Source organism: Aeromonas salmonicida, assembly GCF_028355655.1.
In the GTDB taxonomy this organism is placed as follows: Bacteria; Pseudomonadota; Gammaproteobacteria; order Enterobacterales; family Aeromonadaceae; genus Aeromonas; species Aeromonas salmonicida.
Map to the genome: position 1 here is coordinate 3,239,825 of NZ_CP110645.1, position 18,377 is coordinate 3,258,201.

The following is an 18,377-nucleotide window of genomic DNA, read 5'->3' on the forward strand; positions in this document are numbered from 1 at the left end:
GCAACAAGTTGTCGCGCTCGCTCAGTCTGGCTCACCCCGCCCGGCAGGGCTTGAACAAGTCCAACGCACCGTCATAGACGCTGGTCTGCACATCCATGATCCCCAGCATGGAGTGGAACAAGTTGTCATGGGAGAAGCGCTTGCTGCTCGCCTCCTGTTGCAGACACCCCATGTTCAGCTGGCGATCCGCCTGCAACTGCGTAGAAAACCAGGTCAGCAGCGGCACCCGGGTCTGATCATCCGGCGCAAACTGGTAGGGAGTGCCGTGCAGATAGAGCCCCATAGCACCGAGGGATTCGCCATGGTCGGAGAGATAGACCAACCCCACGTTGTAATCCGTTTGCAGTGACTTGAGCTTCTCTATCAGTTGCGCCACCACCTTGTCGGTATAGCGAATGGTGTTGTCATAGGTATTGACCAGCTCTTCGTTGCTGCAATTCTCGATGTCACTGCGCGGGCAGTCCGGCACGAAGAAACGCTCGGACGCAGGATAACGGCGATAGTAGGTCGGACCATGGCTGCCCATCAGATGAAAAGCCACCAGCTTGTTGCCCTGTTTGCCCTTCATGTCGGCAATCTGCCGATCCAGCCCTTCCAGCATCACTTCGTCGTAGCATGAACCCTGCTGGCAATACTGCGGGAAGGCCTTGGCCTCGATATCTATGGTGGGCACGTTCTTGCACACCCCCTTGCAGCCGCCATCGTTCTCCTTCCAGAGCACAGAGACACCTGCGTGTTGCAGCACATCCAGCATGCCGTCCCGGGACTGGGCCAGGGTGTCGTCATACCCGCGCCGGGTGAGATTGGAGAACATGCAGGGCACGGAGACAGCCGTGGCCGTACCGCAGGAGCGCACGTCCTTGAAGGAGATGACTCCCGCTTCCTGCTCGGTGAAACTGTTGGTCTGCTTGCGATAGCCGTTGAGGGAGTAATTCTGGCTACGCGCCGTCTCCCCCACCACCAGGAACATCAGGGTCGGCTTGTTCCCCTGCCCCACCACCCTGGCGTCCGTCCCCAGCGGCTGATAAGGAATGGGGGTGGCAAACAGTATATCTCTGGCATAGCGATAGAAGCCGTGTACATAGTTGGCTGGCACTATCTCCTTGCCAAGAGACTTGTTGTTGCGCCCGACCGAGGCGTAATCCTGATAATAGAGCGCAGCCACCCCCACCAGAAACAGCAGTGACAGGGCGATGGAGCCAAGTCGCAGGCCAAGGCCTCTATACCAAGGGCTGGGATATTCAATCTTCACCCACAACAAGGCCAGCGCCGGCAGCACACCGGTCAGCAGGAACCAGAGCGCGACCGACCCATTGAGGTAGGCGCTCACCTCCCCCGTATTGGTCGCAACCATGTTCTGTACCATGTCCCTGTCGAAGATGACGCCATATTTGAGCATGGCGTAGCTGACCACAGAGCCCAGCAGGATCAGCAGCACGAAGAAGGGCTTGAGCAGATAGCGGAAGGTAAAGGGCAGAAACACCGCATTGAGTGCAGCCAGCAATACCAGGGGGATAGAGAGGACAAAGCCCGCCTTGACGTGATCCAGCTGAGTGAGAATGGTATAAAAGTGCAGGAAGATGGGCCAGTTGAACACCAGTGCAAACAGCAGCACCAGCAACAGATTCACCTTCATCACGCCCAGGGTGATGCGCATAACGATACTCCGACAAATCAGGCAGGACTGGGGGCCCGGCATGGGCACTCCCGTTGTTGGCATCTCGCTTACCGCGCGACGCTGTTTGAAGGCGATAGCGATAATGGGCAGGGGGCCCGGATACTGCAGGCAGCTTAAAAAGCCAAACTTAAGGGAGAGTTAAGGGGAGCGAGTATCTTGGCGGGAAGAGAACAAGAGACAAAAACGGCAGCCTGAAGGCTGCCGTTTTTAATATGTGCTCAGCGTACGATCAGAGGGTCGTAGCCAATTCGTCGGAGGAAGATGGCACCGTTGTTATGCCACCTCCTCGCGTGTGCACCCTGACGATAAGAGGGTCGCGGCGACGTCGTCGGAGGAAGATGGCACCGTTGTGATGCCATCTCCTCGCGTGTGCACTCTGGCGATCAGAGGGTCGCGGCGACTTCGTCAGAGATGGAGCCGTTGTGGTACACCTCCTGCACGTCGTCCAGATCTTCCAGCATGTCGATGAGACGCATCAGCTTGGGGGCGGTTTCCGCATCCAGCTCGGCTTCGGTGGAAGGGATCATGGTCACTTCGGCGTTCTGTGCCTTGAAGCCGGCGGCTTCCAGCGCATCCAGCACGGTCCCGAAATCGTTCGGGGTGGTGTACACCTCGATGGAACCATCTTCTTCGGTCACCACGTCATCGGCGCCCGCTTCCAGTGCCGCATCCATCAGGGCATCTTCGTCGACACCGACGAAGGTCAGCAGCCCTTTCTTGCTGAACAGGTAGGCGACCGAACCATCGGTGCCCAGGTTGCCGCCGCTCTTGCTGAAGGCATGACGCACTTCCGCCACGGTACGGTTGCGGTTATCGGTCAGACACTCCACCATCACGGCGGAGCCTGCCGGGCCGTAACCTTCGTAAACGATGGTCTCGAGCTGCTCACCGTCGCCACCACCGGCCCCACGCGCGATGGCGCGGTTGATGGTTTCGCGGGTCATGTTGCTGGTCAGGGCTGCCGTCACCGCCGCACGCAGGCGCGGGTTGTTGGCAGGATCCGGATCGCCGATACGAGCCGAGGTAGTGATTTCACGGATCAGCTTGGTGAAGATCTTGCCGCGCTTGGCATCCTGAGCTGCCTTGCGGTGTTTGATGTTGGCCCATTTACTGTGACCTGCCATAGAGACTCTCCGTTATATTTTTTAGATTTCAATAACACAAAGTGACCGGGTAGGGCGCGCTGGGCGCGGCCGGGACTGTGCCGGATGCCGGCTTATTCATCACCCTTGACGGTCGTCGCAATTGCCAGTTCGCTCATCTGCACCTGGTTGGCAAAGCTGGGGGCGTCTGTCATCAGACAAGCGGCCGCCGTGGTTTTCGGGAAGGCAATCACGTCCCGGATGTTGTCGGTACCGGTCAGCAGCATGCTCAGACGGTCCAGGCCGAAGGCCAGACCGGCGTGCGGCGGGGTACCGTACTTCAGCGCATCCAGCAGGAAGCCGAACTTGAGGCGTTGCTCGGCCGGGGTGATGCCGAGGATGTCGAATACGGTGGCCTGCATTTCGCTGTTGTGGATACGCACAGAGCCGCCACCCACTTCGTAGCCGTTGATGACCATGTCGTAGGCGTTGGCATAAGCGCTGAGCGGGTTGGCTTTCAGCTCGCTCGGGCCCAGGTTGCTCGGGGCGGTGAAGGGATGGTGCATGGCCGCCAGGCCGCCTTCGCTGTCTTCCTCGAACATGGGGAAGTCGATGACCCACAGCGGCTTCCAGCTGTTTTCCATCAGACCCAGATCGCGGCCCACTTTCAGACGCAGGGCACCGATGGCATCGGCCACCACTTTCTTGCTGTCGGCACCGAAGAAGATGATATCGCCGTCGGCCGCACCGGTACGGGCCAGGATTTCGCGCACTATCTCATCGGAGAGGAACTTGGCCACCGGGGACTGCACGCCTTCAATACCGTTAGCCGCTTCGTTGACCTTCATCCAGGCCAGGCCCTTGGCACCGTAGATGCCGACAAACTTGGTGTACTCGTCGATCTGCTTGCGGGACAGCTCGGCGCCGCCCGGCACTTTCAGGGCAGCCACACGGCCTTTCGGGTCGTTGGCGGGGCCGGCGAACACGGCGAACTCGACGGCGGTCAGCAGATCTGCCACATCGACCAGCTCCATCGGCAGACGCAGGTCCGGCTTGTCGGAGCCGAAGCGGCGCATGGCCTCGTCAAAGGTCATAACAGGGAAGTCGCCCAGATCCACGGCCAGCACGTGTTGCCACAGGTTGCGGATCATCTCTTCCATCAGCTCGCGCACTTGCGGCGCGGTCATGAAGGAGGTCTCCACGTCTATCTGGGTGAATTCCGGCTGGCGGTCGGCACGCAGGTCTTCGTCACGGAAGCACTTGACGATCTGGTAGTAGCGATCGAAGCCGGACATCATCAGCAACTGCTTGAACAGCTGCGGGGACTGCGGCAGGGCGTAGAACTTGCCCTTGTGCACCCGGCTCGGCACCAGATAGTCACGGGCACCTTCCGGGGTGGCCTTGGTCAGCATGGGGGTTTCGATGTCGAGGAAGCCGTGCTCGTCCATGAAGCGACGTACGAAAGCGCTGGCCTTGGCACGGGTCTTCAGGTACTTGGCCATCTCGGGGCGACGCAGATCCAGATAACGGAACTTGAGGCGCTGCTCTTCACTGTTGACCTGATTGAAGTCCAGCGGCAACGGCTCGGCGCGGTTGATGATGGTGAGCTCATGGGCGAACACTTCGATGGCACCTGTGGCCATGTCGCTGTTGCGCTGGGAGTCAGGGCGGGTACGTACCACACCTGAAACCTGAATGCAGAACTCGCCGCGCAGTTCGGAGGCCAGGGCGAAGGCGTCCGGCTTGTCCGGATCGAAGAACACCTGCACGATCCCTTCCCGGTCACGCATGTCGATAAAGATCAGACCGCCGAGGTCGCGACGACGATGGACCCAACCGCACAATGTAATGGTCTGCCCGGCATGGGCCTCATTGACCTGTCCGCAATAGATAGAGCGCATGGACTTCTTCCTTCGAAATTGTAGAGAGACGGTTAACCTGAGCCGCCGGGCACGACTGGCAGCACAGTCCGTCTCACAGCTGGCCAGAGTCTTGTTCTTGCCCGGTTTGAAATCTGTCTCGTACCGTCCGACCCCCTGGATCGGACACCTGCCACCGATATCGGCTCGACCAGAGGCGGCTGGCAAGCGGCCGGGCAGTCGGTCAGAGGGCATCGGAAAGCATCGTTGTTTGGCCAATTCATGGCCGCTACCGTCGCCACAATATGCGCACAGCGGGGCGAGTCACAACAAATTGGCAAACAAAAGGGCTGGCATTATAGAGGAAAACCCCCATTTGGGTAAAATGGCCAGCAGCCTCCTTTGCCCTGTTTTTTGCGTCTCAAGGCAAAAAATGGGCATAAACCGAGATAAACCCGCAGACAGGATCCGCCATGAGCCTCTTTTTGGGCCTGCCACAATGGTCGCACCCGGCCTGGCCCGGTCAATTATTGGGTGTGGGCGCCAAACCCGCCGAACATCTCGCCCACTACGCCCGGGTGTTCAACACAGTGGAAGGCAACACCACCTTTTACGCCTCGCCCACCCCTGACACAGTGCAGCGCTGGGCCGATGCGGTGCCTGCCCACTTTCGTTTCAGCTTCAAGTTTCCGAAAGAAATCAGTCACCAGAGCGATCTGGTGAGCGTAGACAAGCAGGTGACCGAGTTCATTCGCCTGCTCACCCCGCTGCACGACAAGCTGGGACTGCTCAAGCTGCAACTGCCCGCGCGCTTCGGCCCGAGCGGCCTTCCCCGCCTCGCTGAATTCTTTAACCGGCTGCCGACACAGTTTCGCTATGCCCTCGAGGTACGTCATCCCGATTTCTTCGCCAAAGGGGAAGCAGAGCGCAGCCTCAACCGCATGCTGATGGAAAAAGGCATCAACCGCATCATGCTCGACAGCCGGCCACTGTTTTCTGTGCCAGCTACCACGGCGGCCATGATAGATGCACAGGGCAAGAAGCCCAGACTGCCGGTGCACCTGCTGGCTACCGCCAGCGCCCCCGTGGTGCGGCTCATCGGTCTGCCGGAACCGGCCGCCAATCACCCCTTCCTGCCAAGCTGGTTGCCCCACTGGCGTCAATGGCTGGCGGAGGGAAAGGATCTCTACCTCTTTATACATACCGCCGACAATGCCCAGTCACCCGAACTGGCCCGTCAGATAACACACCTGTTGGGACAGGAGATGGCCCCCTGGCCGGGGGAAAACGATCGCGCGCGCCAGGGCGTGCTGCGCTTTTAGCCAGCCACTGCACCAGCCATTCATCAGGCGCAAAAAAAGCCACTTTTTTGTGGCCGGACAGGGCTCGGCGTCAAGACAAATGCCCATCAATCCTCTACACTAGCGCCCCAAGCAAGGGTCCGGAACATGACCCATACGAACTGGGACGGCCCGAAGGAACTCAAGGCCAGTCACCCCGTTCGTAAACAGGTGATATATCTACTCTGATGGGTATCACCCAACGACTCAATTGAACAATACAGCCGGATTACACCCCGGCTGTCAGGTTGCGCAAGCATGCATACCAAAGACCAAATTTTTGCTGCCCCTATCGCCCGATTGGGGGACTTTTGCTTTGACGAACAGGTCGTCGACGTCTTCCCCGACATGATCCAGCGCTCGGTGCCGGGCTACAGCAACATCATCTCCGCCATCGGCATGATGGCTGTTCGTTATGCCCAGCCACAGAGCCGTCTGTACGATCTTGGCTGCTCCCTCGGCGCCGCCACCCAGGCCATGCGTCGCCACCTGACTCAACCGGGTTGCCACATCACGGCAGTGGATCTCTCTCACCCCATGATAGAGCGCGCCCGTGCCCACCTTTCGGGTTTCAAATCCGAGGTGCCGGTGGAGCTGATCGAGGCGGACATCTGCGACATAGCGATCGAAAACGCCTCTGTGGTGGTGCTCAACTTCACCCTGCAGTTCGTGGACCCCGAAAAGCGGATGGCCCTTATCCAGCGCATCTTTGATGGTCTGCGTCCGGGCGGCATCCTGATCCTGAGCGAGAAGTTCCGCTTCGAGGATGAACCGGTCAACGATCTGCTCATCGAGCTGCACCTGGACTTCAAACGCGCCAATGGCTACAGCGAGCTGGAGATCAGCCAGAAGCGCAACGCCCTAGAGAACGTGATGCGTACCGACAGCCTGGAGACCCACAGATCACGCCTGCAAAGCGCCGGCTTCGTTCATCAGGATCTCTGGTTCCAGTGCTTCAACTTCGGTTCCATGATTGCCATCAAATCCAGCGACGCCAACTAAGCCATGATCGACTTTGCCAATTTTTATCAACTGATCGCCAAGAACCGGCTGAGCCACTGGTTGCATACCCTGCCCGCTCAGCTGCATGCCTGGCAGCACGACAACCTGCATGGGGACCTGCCGCGCTGGAATCGCGCCCTCAACAAGCTACCCACCACAGCGCCCGGCCATATCGAGCTGCAACAGGGCGTCGAGATAGGCAATAGCCAGAGCTTGAGTGAAGGTGAGCGCAAAAAAGTCGAGAGTCTGCTGCGCCAATTCATGCCCTGGCGCAAGGGGCCCTTCACGGTCCACGGCATCCACATCGATACCGAGTGGCGCTCCGACTGGAAGTGGGATCGGGTATTGCCCCACATCAGCCCGCTGGCTGGCCGCTATGTGCTGGATGTGGGCTGCGGCAGCGGCTATCACCTCTGGCGTATGGTCGGCGAAGGAGCCAAACTGGCCGTCGGCATAGACCCGAGCCCGCTGTTTTTGTGCCAGTTCGAGGCCATTCGTCACTTCACCGGCGGCGATCAGCGCGCTCACCTGTTGCCGCTGGGCATTCAGGAGCTGCCTGACCTGCGCGCCTTTGACACCGTCTTCTCCATGGGGGTGCTCTATCACCGCAAGTCCCCCATAGAGCACATAGAACAGTTGCGTAACCAGCTGAAAGACGATGGCGAGCTGGTGCTGGAGACCCTGGTTGTCGACGGCGGCGTCAATGAGGTGCTGGTGCCCACCGACCGTTACGGCAAGATGCGCAACGTCTGGTTCATCCCCTCAAGCGCAGCCCTCAAACTCTGGGTGGAGCGCTGCGGATTTACCGATGTGCGGATCGTAGACGAGAATATGACCAGCACCGACGAACAGCGTCGTACCGACTGGATGATTAATGAATCCCTGAGCGATTATCTGGATCCTGCGGATCCCGCGCTCACGGTAGAAGGACACCCGGCGCCGAAACGTGCCGTACTGATTGCCAGAAAGGCCAAAGACTAGCCGATGGCGCCAGCGGAAGTTACACTGACCCAATTCCAGGAAGCACAGTTAAATGAATGACATGAAAAGCAAATTAAAAGGAATGACCCTGCTCTCCCTGCTCAGTCTCGGCGGGTGTGTCAGTGTGGATAAAGCGCCCCCGGTACCAACCTTGACGCTGGCCGAGCTTCGCACCGAGATCAATCTGAGCGAGCAACGCCTGCAAACATCCATGGAACAGCAACAGAAGCAGTATGTGCAGCAACAGCATCTGCTGGTTCAGCTCAACACTGATGTCAACAACATGAAAGAGTCTGTGAAAAAAGTCGATAGCAAGCTCGAAGCCTTGCCACCCGAGCCGCCCAAACCCATGGCGATCCCGACCGAGAAATGCCAGGCACCAAGCCAGGGCCATACCGTCGACGGCAAACTGCTGGTGGGTGAAGCCGAGTGGATCTGGGTTGACGCCGCCAATGACGCCTTCCAGGCGCGGGTCGATACAGGTGCCACCACCTCCTCCATCAGCGCCCAGGACATCACTATCTTCGAGCGCAATGGCAAAAACTGGGTGCGCTTCTTCCTGAGCCACCAGGAGATGGACGACAAGATCCAGATCGAAGCGCCGCTGGTACGCCACGTGCGGGTACGTCAGGCGTCTGCCGACGATCTCGACCGTCGTCCCGTGGTACGTCTGGCGGTCCGGATCGGCGACATGACCGAGAAGGCCGAATTTACCCTGAAAGATCGCAGCGACATGACCTTCCCCGTGTTGCTGGGTCGCGAATTTTTGAAAGACATCGCCGTGGTTGATGTGGCCCGCGAATATATCCAACCAAAACCCAAGCTCAAGGATGTGAAATAATCCATGGTTTCCCGTAAGCCGTTCTATTTGCTGGTCGCCCTGCTGTTCATTGTCGGCCTGGGGATGACGTTTTATCACCACATAGCGTTGGATGTACCGCTGACGCCAGGTGAAAAACGCCAGATCTGGTCCATCGAGGCCAAGCTCGAATTTGAAGCCACCGGTGAGCCGGTGATCGCCTCCCTGGCCATTCCGGGCACCCAGCCCGGTTTCACCCTGATGAACGAGAACGCCGCGAGCCCGGGCTACGGCCTGTCATTTGTCGAGAAGGACGGGGATGCCCGCGCCGAGTGGTCGATCCGTTCCGCCTCCGGCCGCCAGGAGCTCTACTACCGCGTCGACATGATGGCTGACGAGCATGCCAAACCGGCTGCCCTGGCAAAGCCTCCCGTCATCGAGAAGCAGATCGAGAGCGAGCCTTACGCCACCGCCATGAAGCAGATCTCCGAACGGGCCCAGGAGCGCTCCGCCGACGGTTACACCCTGACCCGCGAGATCATCAAGGAAATAGAGAAGCAGGAGCAGAACGCCGAGCTGCTGAAATCTCACAAGAGCCGGGCCAGCCTGATTGCAGAGCTGCTGAGCAACGCTGACGTCCCGGCGCGCGTGGTCCATGCACTGAGTCTGGAAGACGGCCGTCGTCGCCAGGAGCTGGTGGATTACCTGCAGGTATTCAACAGCCCGACCGACTACAAGCTGTTCAACCCGCAAACCGGTGAGCAGGGTCGCCCTGCCAATCTGCTGCTGTGGGAATACAACTCGGGCGCCCTGCTGGATGTCACCGGCGGCCACAACTCCCGGGTCACCTTCTCGATGATCGAGCAGGAACAACCGGTCAACGTGGCGCTGGCGCAGAAGTTCGAAAAGTCCGAGATGCAGAACTTCTCCATCCACAGTCTGCCGCTGGAAGAGCAGGCGCTGTTCAAAGGCTTGCTGCTGATCCCCATCGGCGTGCTGATGGTGGTGTTCCTGCGGGTTATCGTCGGTATCAAGACCTCGGGCACCTTCATGCCTGTGTTGATCGCGGTCGCCTTCATCCAGACCTCGCTGGTTACCGGCCTGGTCGGCTTCCTGCTGATCGTCGGCACGGGTCTGGTCATCCGCTCCTATCTGTCGCGGCTCAACCTGCTGCTGGTGGCCCGAATATCGGCGATCATCATAATGGTGATCTCAATGATCGGTATCTTCTCCGCCTTCGCTTTCAAGCTGGGACTGACCGACGGCATGAAGATCACCTTCTTCCCGATGATCATCCTCTCCTGGACCATAGAGCGGATGTCCATTCTGTGGGAAGAAGAGGGTCCGAAAGAGGTGGTGCGTCAGGGCGGTGGTTCCCTGCTGGTGGCGGTCATCGCCTACCTCGCCATGGATAACGAGCTGATCCGTCATCTGACCTTCAACTTCCTCGGCCTGCAGCTGGTGCTGATGGCGACCGTGCTGCTGCTGGGTAACTACACCGGCTACAAGCTGAGCGAGCTCAAGCGTTTCAAGCCGCTGGTGAACGAGATCAAGTCTGGCGCCACCCCGGGTAAGGACAAGTAACAGATGTGGTTCTGGGAAAAATACACCAGCCCGTGGAGCCTGTCTCAGGCAGGCATCCTCGGCATGAACAAGCGCAACCACTCCTACATCAGCCGCTACAACCCGCGTCGCCTCTACCCGCTGGTGGATGACAAGCTGCAGACCAAGCGCATCGCGCTGGATGCAGGTGTGACAGTGCCCGAGCTTATCGGCACCATCCGCGAGCAGCATGACGTTGGCCGCATTACCGAACTGGTAAAAGATTGGCCTGGCTTTTGTATCAAGCCGGCCCGTGGCTCCGGCGGCAAGGGGATCCTGGTGATCCTCCGTCAGGAAGATGGTCTCTTCTTCAAACCGAATGGCAGCGCGTCTACCGGTCAGGATCTGGAGCGCCATGTCTCCAACATTCTGGCGGGGCTCTATTCCCTCGGCGGCAAGCCTGACGTGGCACTGGTAGAAGGCCTCATCAACTTTGATGATGTGTTCGACGGTTACTCGTTCGAAGGGGTGCCCGATGCACGGGTGATCATCTTCAAGGGCTTCCCTGTGATGGCCATGATGCGTCTCTCCACCGCCGCCTCCGACGGCAAGGCAAACCTGCACCAGGGCGCCGTGGGTGTGGGCCTGTGCCTGCGCACCGGCCGGGCGCTGCGGGCGGTACAGTTTGGCAATCCGCTGCGCTACCACCCGGATACCGGCCTCGATCTGTACGATCTCAAGGTGCCTCACTGGGATACCTTGCTGACGCTGGCAGCCTCCTGCTACGAGATGTCGGGTCTGGGTTACATAGGTACCGACATGGTGCTGGACAAGTTCCGCGGCCCCATGCTGCTGGAGCTCAACGCCCGTCCCGGCCTTGCCATCCAGATCGCCAACGGTCGCGGCCTGGTGCCCAATCTCAAGACCATCGAGAAGCTGGGTCAGGTCAAGATGAACGTGGAGCAGAGGGTCAGCTTCGCCAAGGATCACTTCGGTATCTTTGACGAGTAGCCCCTACCACCCTGATAGCAAAAGCGCGCCCCGAGGCGCGCTTTTTTATGGCTGGCATTCGGCCTTTTACATGATTTGGCTGGCGGCAGGCAGAAAAAAACCGATGCCTTGGCATCGGTTTTTCGGTATCCGGTACGCAGACCCGATTACAGGGAGGCAGCGTTCTCAGACAGGTACTTGGCAACGCCATCAGCAGAAGCGGTCATGCCTTTTTTACCCTTCTCCCACTGGGCCGGGCACACTTCGCCATGCTCTTCGTGGAATTGCAGGGCATCGACCATGCGCAGCATCTCGTCGATGTTGCGGCCAAGGGGCAGATCGTTGACCACCTGATGACGCACCATACCGTGGCTGTCGATCAGGAAGGAGCCACGGAAGGCAACACCGGCTTCCGGGTGCTCAACGTCATAGGCTTTGCAGATTTCGTGCTTCACGTCGGCGATCAGCGGGTATTTTACCTGACCGATACCGCCATCTTCCACCTTGGTGTTACGCCAGGCGTTGTGGGAGAACTGGGAATCAATGGAAACACCGATCACTTCCACACCGCGCTTCTGGAACTCTTCATAGCGGTGATCGAAGGCAATCAGCTCGGACGGACAGACGAAGGTGAAATCGAGGGGATAGAAGAACAGGACAGCTGCTTTGCCTTTGATGTGGGACGCCAGGTTGAAGGAGTCAACAATCTGGCCATTGCCCAGAACGGCAGCAGCGGTGAAATCAGGTGCGGGACGGCCTACCAATACCATATTCAATTCCTCATTATGTGAAGTGAACAATCCTGTCAGGATTGGGCTACCTAGAGCCAAGTCCGTCTAATTCAAGCGACAAACCCTATACCCAGTGGTAGATTAGTTAAATCAAATTAAATAGATAGCATTCATCGGGTTTTCCTATGCAACGTTGGCCCAGCCTGAAACAGCTGCAATATCTGGTCGCTCTCGACGAGCACAAGAACTTCAATCGTGCCGCCAAGGCCTGTCATGTCAGCCAGTCCACCCTGAGTACCGGGATCCAGACGCTGGAAGACATGATGAACCTGCAACTGGTGGAGCGGGACCACAAGAGCTTCATTATGACCCCGGTCGGCATGGAAATCGTCGAGCGAGCTCGCAATTTGCTCTCGGATGCGCGAGATCTGATGGAGCTGGGGCAACATCAGGGCGGCGTCATGCACGGCACAGTCCGGCTCGGCTGCATCCCCACCATAGCCCCTTTCCTGCTCAGCAAGCTGCTGCAGGAGTGCGGCAAGGCTTATCCTGAACTGGAATTGTTGCTGCGTGAAGACACCACCACCAACCTGCTCAAGCAGCTGGAACAGGGTCAGCTCGACTTGCTGATCCTGGCGTTGCCGGTGGAGATCGGCGGCTTCCACTGCAAGATGGTTGGCCAGGATCCCTTCCACATGGTGATGCCCGCCAGCATGGCGGCCGGTCTGCATACGCCGTTCGACTACAAGGAACTGCCCAACCAGAGCATCTTCCTGCTGGAACGGGAGCACTGCCTCACCGAACATGCGGTCAGCGCCTGTCGGCTGCGGGACAAGAGCAAGATAAACCCCTTTGCCGCCACCAGCTTGCACACCCTGGTGCAGATGGTCGGTGCCGGGCTTGGCACCACCTTCCTGCCCCAAATGGCAATAGATTCCGGCATTCTCGACAACACCGACCTGGTGGCCATTCCCCTGCCGGGTGAAAAACCGTATCGCGAGATAGGCCTGGTGTGGCGCCCCAGCACCACCCGGGTACAGACCTTCTACAAGCTGGCCGAGCTGCTCACTCCGCTCATCGAGCCCAAGACCGGAGTCACGTTCTGACCCACAAAAACGCCGGCAGCTTGCCGGCGTTTTCATTGGTTCAAACACATCGGCAGATCAGTTGCCGGCCGGTGGCCCAAAGATGCGGGTATAGGAGGTCAGGGTCCGTACGCTCACATCCGCCGGATTGCCGTTCTCGTCATAGAGCGCCAGCTCACCAGTCTGCTTATTGTGGCCGAGCAGCTGATGAGCACTCAGGTTGCTCAGCGCATCGCTGTCCGCCTTCCACTCCCAGCGCTGGCCCAAACTCAGACTGCAGCTCTGCAACTGGCCGAGGTTGTTGCCATCGAGGCAGCGACGGGTATCCAGCGCACTGACATAACGGCCGTACTGGTCATAGATAAAGGACTGGGCAGCCGAAGTCTCGTCACAGGTCACGGCGCTCAGGCCATGCTCGGCGCCGGCGCTCAGGCAACGGTTGTCAAAGCCCCCCAGCTGCAGGTTGACCGGGCGTCCGCCGGTGAATACCGGATGGTTCCAATCCACCTTGAAGCTGGTTGAGGCGGTCACCCGTCTGCGCTTGTCGACATCCTCGAACCCCTGGAAGGAGACATGCCCTCCCACCACGTAGTAGTGCTTGTAGATGCCGGTGTAGATGGGGCGGATGTTGACCGAAGAGTCGATCTTGAACTCGGTACTGCCCGTCTCGTCGGGCGCCGCCTTGTAGATGACATCCAGATTCGGCACGAAGCCCTTGTAACTCAGCGGCTGGATGCGGTTGTGATCCACATCGTACCCCATGCCCCAGACGGTGGCGGTCTTGGAGGAGAGCAGTGACTCCGCCGTCGCGTATTGATCCCGCACCCAGCTGAAACTCACCTTCTGGGCACTCGGCGCCGAGCGTTCGACCCGATAATCCTGGGTGTTGTAGGCTAGCTGACGCTGCTGGCTGAACTTGGCTGACGCCTCCAGCTTGGCCTTGGGCCCATCCTTGTTCACTTCAACCCCGCCGGTCACCCCCACCTCGAAACCCGAGATCTCGCGATGCTCATACTTGCTGTTGAGGTTGGTCGGCAGACTCTTGAGCACAGCCGCCTTGGTATTGGAAGCGTCGATGGTGAAGCGATAATCTTGGGCGATGGCATCGGTGGCATAGTCCCGCGCCCAGCCATCGAGCAGCAGATAATCTGCGATGTTCTCGCTCCAGGTGAGGTCCTCATTGAGCTGAATACCGGCACCTGCCGACTCGTCATCCAGCGAGATCCGCACTATCTTGGCATCCGGCGTAGCTGACCCCGTGTTGCCAAATTGCAGGGAGCGCTCCAGATTCACCCGATAGACCAGCGAGATGTTTGGCGAGTCACAAAAGAGGCGAGCCCCCCGATCCCAGGTGCGTGAGCGCGGGAAGGTACACTCGCCATCGCTGATCTTGCGATTGACGTTGAGATAAAAAGCCACGTGAGGCAGGCCCGCTTCCGCCGTCGCGGTTTGCGTCAGGGAGCGCTTGTGGCGTTTGCCCTGCCCTGCCAGGGTGTCGATTCGCTCCATCACCTGATAGAAGGCAGGATCATCCGCGCCCCCCAGCGGGGTAAACAGCAGCTCCCCCTTGTAGGCGGAGACCAGCACCCAATTGGCATCAAACGAGATGCCTGCCAGCTGCTCCATGGCTTTTCTGGCCTGTTGCCGTTCGGCCTTGTCAGTGATGCCGCTGAAATCGATGAAGATACGCTCCCCCTGCCCCAGCACACGCTCGCGCAACTGGTCACGGGTCAACGCCTTGGCTGCCTGTTGTTCATCCAGCCAGCTGCTGGCGTTGAGGTAGACCAGTCCCTGCTCCGATTGCAGGCTGGCCAGCATGGCTGTGCCCTGATCGGTGCGTTCACCTATGTCTTCGGCATGAACGCTGCCAGCCAGCAAGGCCAGCGCGAGCAGACTGAGGGCGGGAATATGAGTGACTAATTTGCGTGGTTTATTGTTTTTCATTGTTATCTCCTGATCGAATCCCGCCAGACTATTTTCCCATGCAGTGAAATAGCATAACCCTGTTATCAATGGTTATATGGAGGCGTTATTCTCTTTGCCAGCCAAGCTGTATTTTCCATTTTTCTTGCTGTGAATTAACAACGGATTGATGGGTGACATTTCATATGGCAGAGCAAGGACCGCAATGCAGTCCAGGGTGGACGACTCGGCGTTCGCCGATGCTATTACACGGTTGTCGCGCTCTGGTGCGCGCCCCATTTATGATGCGGGTGACATCTGTCATGAATCTCGCCATCACGGATATGACATACTGGCCTGACTCATATGTCTATCGTGTCTGCCTTGCCTGTAACCCGGATTGCACGGGCGACAGGGTGCGAGGAAACACTGACTGCTATGGGCTTGCGATCATGATGCTACCCTCCTCTTTGCTGGTGGAATTATTCCTCTGGCGCCATAATTAATCAATGTCAGCCAGGGGTTAATATCATTTACAGCCTGTTACAAATTAATTCCCTATATATCCAGCTTGATACTGTTATTTCTTCATTCAGGTAATCAGCATGACTGTATATATTACGCAGGAACATCATAACGAATTAACCTGAAATCAGAACGTGACACAGATCACGCAGTGACGTCAACAAGGATAATAATAAACTTATTTAAATCGCATTAGAATAAACGCGTTAATATTGAAATGCTCATTCAAGTAAGCAAGATGATATTATTCAATTAGTGGTACTTGATGGTATAAATGAAATCCATACGACCCCCTTTATACTCAACATGCCTTGTTAAAATGGGTTTTATCACGGCCAAGGCTATGTTCGAGCCCCAAACCCCGTTTATGATGAGCAGGTTGTCGCATCGAGGGAGCCCCTATGGATTGCAAGTTACTGCTACCCCTGCTGGCCCTGTTGCTGGCCGCCTGTTCCAGCACGCCCGAACCGCCGCCACCTCGTCAGAGCAGTGCCTTCGACAGCTTTTATCAGCAGTGGCGTGGTGTGCCCTATCGCATGGGCGGATCCAGCCGGGCGGGCCTCGACTGCTCCGCCTTCACCCAGCTTGCCTACAGCCAGGTACTGGGCTTCAACCTGCCCAGAACCACAGAATCCCAGGCCAGTCTCGGCACGCCGGTCGATCGCTACCGGTTGCAACACGGGGATCTGGTCTTCTTCAAAACCGGCTGGCAGCAATACCATGTCGGTGTCTATACAGGTGCCGGTGAGTTTATCCACGCCTCCACCAGCAAGGGCGTGATCCGCTCGCGCCTCGACAATGTCTACTGGAACAGTCGCTACTGGCAGGCTCGCCGCCTGACGCAGTGAGCCCCGCTCGCCATGAGAAATGAGAAAGGCCCGTGACGGGCCTTTCTCATTGTCTGTTTTCAGACTCAGTGCTTGCGATGCCAGCGCGGCGAGGTGGCTTTCTCACCCCAGGGGGTCACGCATGGCAAGAGTGCCCCCTCGATCACCACATCGCTGCTGGCCAGCGCCTCGGCAATCTTCTGGTGCAGCACCCGCAACAGACGCCCCTCCTGCTCGGCCAGGGAGTGGCCCGCGGCAAAGAACTCGCGCTGATGTTGCAGTGCCAGCTTCTGGGCAAACTCATAGGTATTGAAGCAATCCGGCATCCGCTCGACCACATCATCAAGCCGGGCCAACAAGCTGTTCAGTTCCCTGGTCATATCGCTCACTCCTTGTAGGTTGATAACCAAAAACTACCCCTTATTGGATAAACCACCAACCCTCAAACCCTGAAAGTGTGGTGGGTCGCACAGTTAACAGGTGAGTCATCCGCGACCCAGTGCCAAGCCAGATGAGATAACTTTACAGCCGGTTAACAAGCCGCTAGATTTAGACCGACCAATCAGTCGGTCAATTAACAAGCGGGGTAGGCCATGGACCTGGTTCAGTCGCAAGAGAGCTCCACAGACAAGTTGTCGCTACCAAACAAGCTGGCCAGGCTCAGGCAAGCCTGTCAGGCCAATCCCATGCCTGGCCTGAGTGAACGTAGAGCCCATCTGAATCAGCTCAAGCGCGCCCTGCTCGACCACAAGCAGCAACTGTGCGACGCCCTGGCCCGGGATTATGGCCAGCGCAGCGACTACGACAGTCTGATCGCCGATATCCTGCCCTGTGTCATGCAGATCAACTACACCCAGAAGCGGATCAAACGCTGGATGCGCCCTCATCGCCGCCATACCGGTCTGCTGCTGGCACCGGCCAAAGTCGAGGTGTTCTACCAGCCCCTTGGCGTAGTCGGCATCATAGTGCCTTGGAACTTCCCCGTGATGCTGAGCCTGGGACCTCTCATCAGCGCCATCGCCGCCGGCAACCGGGCCATGCTCAAGCTCTCCGAATTCACCCCTCACACCAATGCCGTGCTACGCGAGTTGCTGGACGGCGTGTTCGACGAAGAGGAGGTGACGGTCGTCGAGGGGGATGCGCAAGTGGCCGCCGCGTTCAGCGCCCTCCCCTTCGATCACCTGCTGTTTACTGGCTCGACCGCGGTGGGCAAGCTGGTGATGGCCGCAGCCGCCCCCCAGCTCACCCCGCTCACCCTGGAGCTTGGCGGCAAGAGTCCCTGCCTTGTCGCCCCCGACATGCCCATCGCACTCGCAGTGGAACGGATGATCTTCGGCAAGAGCCTCAACGCCGGCCAGATCTGCGTGGCCCCCGACTATGTGTTGCTGCCACGGGGCCAGGAGCAGGCCTTCATCGAGGCCTATCGCAACCACTTTGCCCGCATTTATCCCAAGGGACTGGCCAGCCCGGATTACGGCTCCATCATCAATGTGCGCCAATATGAACGGATCACCAGCTGGCTGGCCGAGGCCGAACAGGTGGGTGCCCAGGTGCACCCTTGCGGCAGCCCGGCCCGGGACGACATAGCCCACCGACTGGTGCCCCATCTATTGACCGGGGTACCCAACCACTGTCAGGTGATGCAGCAGGAGATCTTCGGCCCCCTGCTGCCGCTGGTGCCCTACGACAGCATCGACGAGGCGCTCGCCTACATAGGTGCCCGCCCCCGCCCACTCGCCTTCTATCTGATGAGCCTGGATCCGGCCCTGCAAGCCAGGGTGACCCGGGAGACCCACTCCGGCGGCATGGCCATCAACGAGAGCCTGTTCCAGGTGGCGGCCGATGATGTGCCCTTTGGCGGCATAGGTGCCTCCGGCATGGGCCACTACCACGGCCATGAAGGCTTTCTCACCTTCTCCAAGGCCAAAACCGTGCTCAGCCGTGGCAAATTCAGTACCGGCTCCCTGGTTCATCCCCCTTATCGGCGCTGGCACCAGCGGCTGATGATGGCGCTGTTTTTACGCTAACCGCCCG

The 18,377-nt window shown here is 58.6% G+C and carries 15 protein-coding genes; 9 read left to right on the forward strand and 6 right to left on the reverse strand.

What is annotated here, in order from left to right:
- Positions 1–31: 31 nt before the first annotated feature.
- The 3 genes from ONZ54_RS15160 to aspS form a co-directional block, all read right to left on the reverse strand.
- On the reverse strand, positions 32–1,657 hold the full coding sequence (locus tag ONZ54_RS15160) for a phosphoethanolamine transferase (RefSeq protein WP_271786563.1): 1,626 nt from the start codon (positions 1,655–1,657) through the stop codon (positions 32–34).
- A 404-nt stretch (positions 1,658–2,061) separates the two neighbouring features.
- Positions 2,062–2,802, reverse strand: a complete 741-nt coding sequence (locus ONZ54_RS15165; RefSeq protein ID WP_005313105.1) for a YebC/PmpR family DNA-binding transcriptional regulator — start codon at positions 2,800–2,802, stop codon at positions 2,062–2,064.
- Between the two features lie 92 nt (positions 2,803–2,894).
- Complete coding sequence (gene aspS, locus ONZ54_RS15170) at positions 2,895–4,661, reverse strand: aspartate--tRNA ligase (RefSeq protein ID WP_271786564.1); 1,767 nt, start codon at positions 4,659–4,661, stop codon at positions 2,895–2,897.
- A gap of 431 nt (positions 4,662–5,092) precedes the next feature.
- Here aspS and ONZ54_RS15175 point away from each other — a divergent pair, with 431 nt between their 5' ends.
- The 6 genes from ONZ54_RS15175 to ONZ54_RS15200 all read left to right on the forward strand — a co-directional run bounded on the left by ONZ54_RS15175 (position 5,093) and on the right by ONZ54_RS15200 (position 11,294).
- Complete coding sequence (locus ONZ54_RS15175; RefSeq protein ID WP_271786565.1) at positions 5,093–5,941, forward strand: DUF72 domain-containing protein; 849 nt, start codon at positions 5,093–5,095, stop codon at positions 5,939–5,941.
- Between the two features lie 276 nt (positions 5,942–6,217).
- Complete coding sequence (cmoA, locus tag ONZ54_RS15180; RefSeq protein ID WP_271786566.1) at positions 6,218–6,961, forward strand: carboxy-S-adenosyl-L-methionine synthase CmoA; 744 nt, start codon at positions 6,218–6,220, stop codon at positions 6,959–6,961.
- Between the two features lie 3 nt (positions 6,962–6,964).
- On the forward strand, positions 6,965–7,942 hold the full coding sequence (cmoB, locus tag ONZ54_RS15185; protein WP_059167664.1) for a tRNA 5-methoxyuridine(34)/uridine 5-oxyacetic acid(34) synthase CmoB: 978 nt from the start codon (positions 6,965–6,967) through the stop codon (positions 7,940–7,942).
- Positions 7,943–7,994: 52 nt separating this feature from the next.
- A complete protein-coding gene (locus tag ONZ54_RS15190) occupies positions 7,995–8,783 on the forward strand; it encodes an ATP-dependent zinc protease family protein (RefSeq protein WP_034283210.1) in 789 nt (262 codons plus the stop codon).
- 3 nt (positions 8,784–8,786) lie between these two features.
- Positions 8,787–10,325 (forward strand): inactive transglutaminase family protein, encoded by a 1,539-nt coding sequence (locus ONZ54_RS15195; RefSeq protein WP_005313088.1) that lies wholly within the window; start codon positions 8,787–8,789, stop codon positions 10,323–10,325.
- 3 nt (positions 10,326–10,328) lie between these two features.
- A complete protein-coding gene (locus ONZ54_RS15200) occupies positions 10,329–11,294 on the forward strand; it encodes an alpha-L-glutamate ligase-like protein (protein WP_005313085.1) in 966 nt (321 codons plus the stop codon).
- Positions 11,295–11,440: 146 nt separating this feature from the next.
- Here the strand turns inward: ONZ54_RS15200 and ONZ54_RS15205 are convergent, their stop codons facing one another.
- Entirely contained in the window at positions 11,441–12,043 is a 603-nt protein-coding gene (locus ONZ54_RS15205; protein WP_005313082.1) for a peroxiredoxin C, read from the reverse strand.
- Between the two features lie 146 nt (positions 12,044–12,189).
- On the opposite strand from ONZ54_RS15205, the gene ONZ54_RS15210 reads away from it, so the two are divergent.
- On the forward strand, positions 12,190–13,110 hold the full coding sequence (locus tag ONZ54_RS15210) for a hydrogen peroxide-inducible genes activator (protein WP_125609135.1): 921 nt from the start codon (positions 12,190–12,192) through the stop codon (positions 13,108–13,110).
- A 57-nt stretch (positions 13,111–13,167) separates the two neighbouring features.
- On the opposite strand, the gene ahh1 is transcribed toward ONZ54_RS15210, so the two are convergent.
- Positions 13,168–15,033, reverse strand: coding sequence for a hemolysin Ahh1 (gene ahh1 / locus ONZ54_RS15215; protein WP_271786567.1), 1,866 nt, complete (start codon positions 15,031–15,033; stop codon positions 13,168–13,170).
- Between the two features lie 884 nt (positions 15,034–15,917).
- On the opposite strand from ahh1, the gene ONZ54_RS15220 reads away from it, so the two are divergent.
- On the forward strand, positions 15,918–16,364 hold the full coding sequence (locus ONZ54_RS15220) for a C40 family peptidase (RefSeq protein WP_021137925.1): 447 nt from the start codon (positions 15,918–15,920) through the stop codon (positions 16,362–16,364).
- Between the two features lie 65 nt (positions 16,365–16,429).
- Here ONZ54_RS15220 and ONZ54_RS15225 read toward each other — a convergent pair whose 3' ends face one another.
- Positions 16,430–16,723, reverse strand: coding sequence for a hypothetical protein (locus ONZ54_RS15225; protein ID WP_005313055.1), 294 nt, complete (start codon positions 16,721–16,723; stop codon positions 16,430–16,432).
- A gap of 213 nt (positions 16,724–16,936) precedes the next feature.
- On the opposite strand from ONZ54_RS15225, the gene ONZ54_RS15230 reads away from it, so the two are divergent.
- Entirely contained in the window at positions 16,937–18,370 is a 1,434-nt protein-coding gene (locus ONZ54_RS15230; RefSeq protein ID WP_271786568.1) for a coniferyl aldehyde dehydrogenase, read from the forward strand.
- The last annotated feature ends 7 nt before the right edge of the window (positions 18,371–18,377 follow it).

Bases quoted from the DNA above. Each gene is read 5' to 3' on its own strand.
- ONZ54_RS15225 (WP_005313055.1), bottom strand. From the start codon at position 16,723: ATGACCAGGGAACTGAACAGCTTGTTGGCCCGGCTTGATGATGTGGTC.
- ONZ54_RS15210 (WP_125609135.1), top strand. From the start codon at position 12,190: ATGCAACGTTGGCCCAGCCTGAAACAGCTGCAATATCTGGTCGCTCTC.
- ONZ54_RS15175 (WP_271786565.1), top strand. From the start codon at position 5,093: ATGAGCCTCTTTTTGGGCCTGCCACAATGGTCGCACCCGGCCTGGCCC.
- cmoA (WP_271786566.1), top strand. From the start codon at position 6,218: ATGCATACCAAAGACCAAATTTTTGCTGCCCCTATCGCCCGATTGGGG.
- ONZ54_RS15160 (WP_271786563.1), bottom strand. From the start codon at position 1,657: ATGCGCATCACCCTGGGCGTGATGAAGGTGAATCTGTTGCTGGTGCTG.
- ONZ54_RS15230 (WP_271786568.1), top strand. From the start codon at position 16,937: ATGGACCTGGTTCAGTCGCAAGAGAGCTCCACAGACAAGTTGTCGCTA.
- ONZ54_RS15190 (WP_034283210.1), top strand. From the start codon at position 7,995: ATGAATGACATGAAAAGCAAATTAAAAGGAATGACCCTGCTCTCCCTG.
- ONZ54_RS15200 (WP_005313085.1), top strand. From the start codon at position 10,329: ATGTGGTTCTGGGAAAAATACACCAGCCCGTGGAGCCTGTCTCAGGCA.
- ONZ54_RS15220 (WP_021137925.1), top strand. From the start codon at position 15,918: ATGGATTGCAAGTTACTGCTACCCCTGCTGGCCCTGTTGCTGGCCGCC.
- ONZ54_RS15205 (WP_005313082.1), bottom strand. From the start codon at position 12,043: ATGGTATTGGTAGGCCGTCCCGCACCTGATTTCACCGCTGCTGCCGTT.
- ahh1 (WP_271786567.1), bottom strand. From the start codon at position 15,033: ATGAAAAACAATAAACCACGCAAATTAGTCACTCATATTCCCGCCCTC.
- ONZ54_RS15195 (WP_005313088.1), top strand. From the start codon at position 8,787: ATGGTTTCCCGTAAGCCGTTCTATTTGCTGGTCGCCCTGCTGTTCATT.
- aspS (WP_271786564.1), bottom strand. From the start codon at position 4,661: ATGCGCTCTATCTATTGCGGACAGGTCAATGAGGCCCATGCCGGGCAG.
- cmoB (WP_059167664.1), top strand. From the start codon at position 6,965: ATGATCGACTTTGCCAATTTTTATCAACTGATCGCCAAGAACCGGCTG.
- ONZ54_RS15165 (WP_005313105.1), bottom strand. From the start codon at position 2,802: ATGGCAGGTCACAGTAAATGGGCCAACATCAAACACCGCAAGGCAGCT.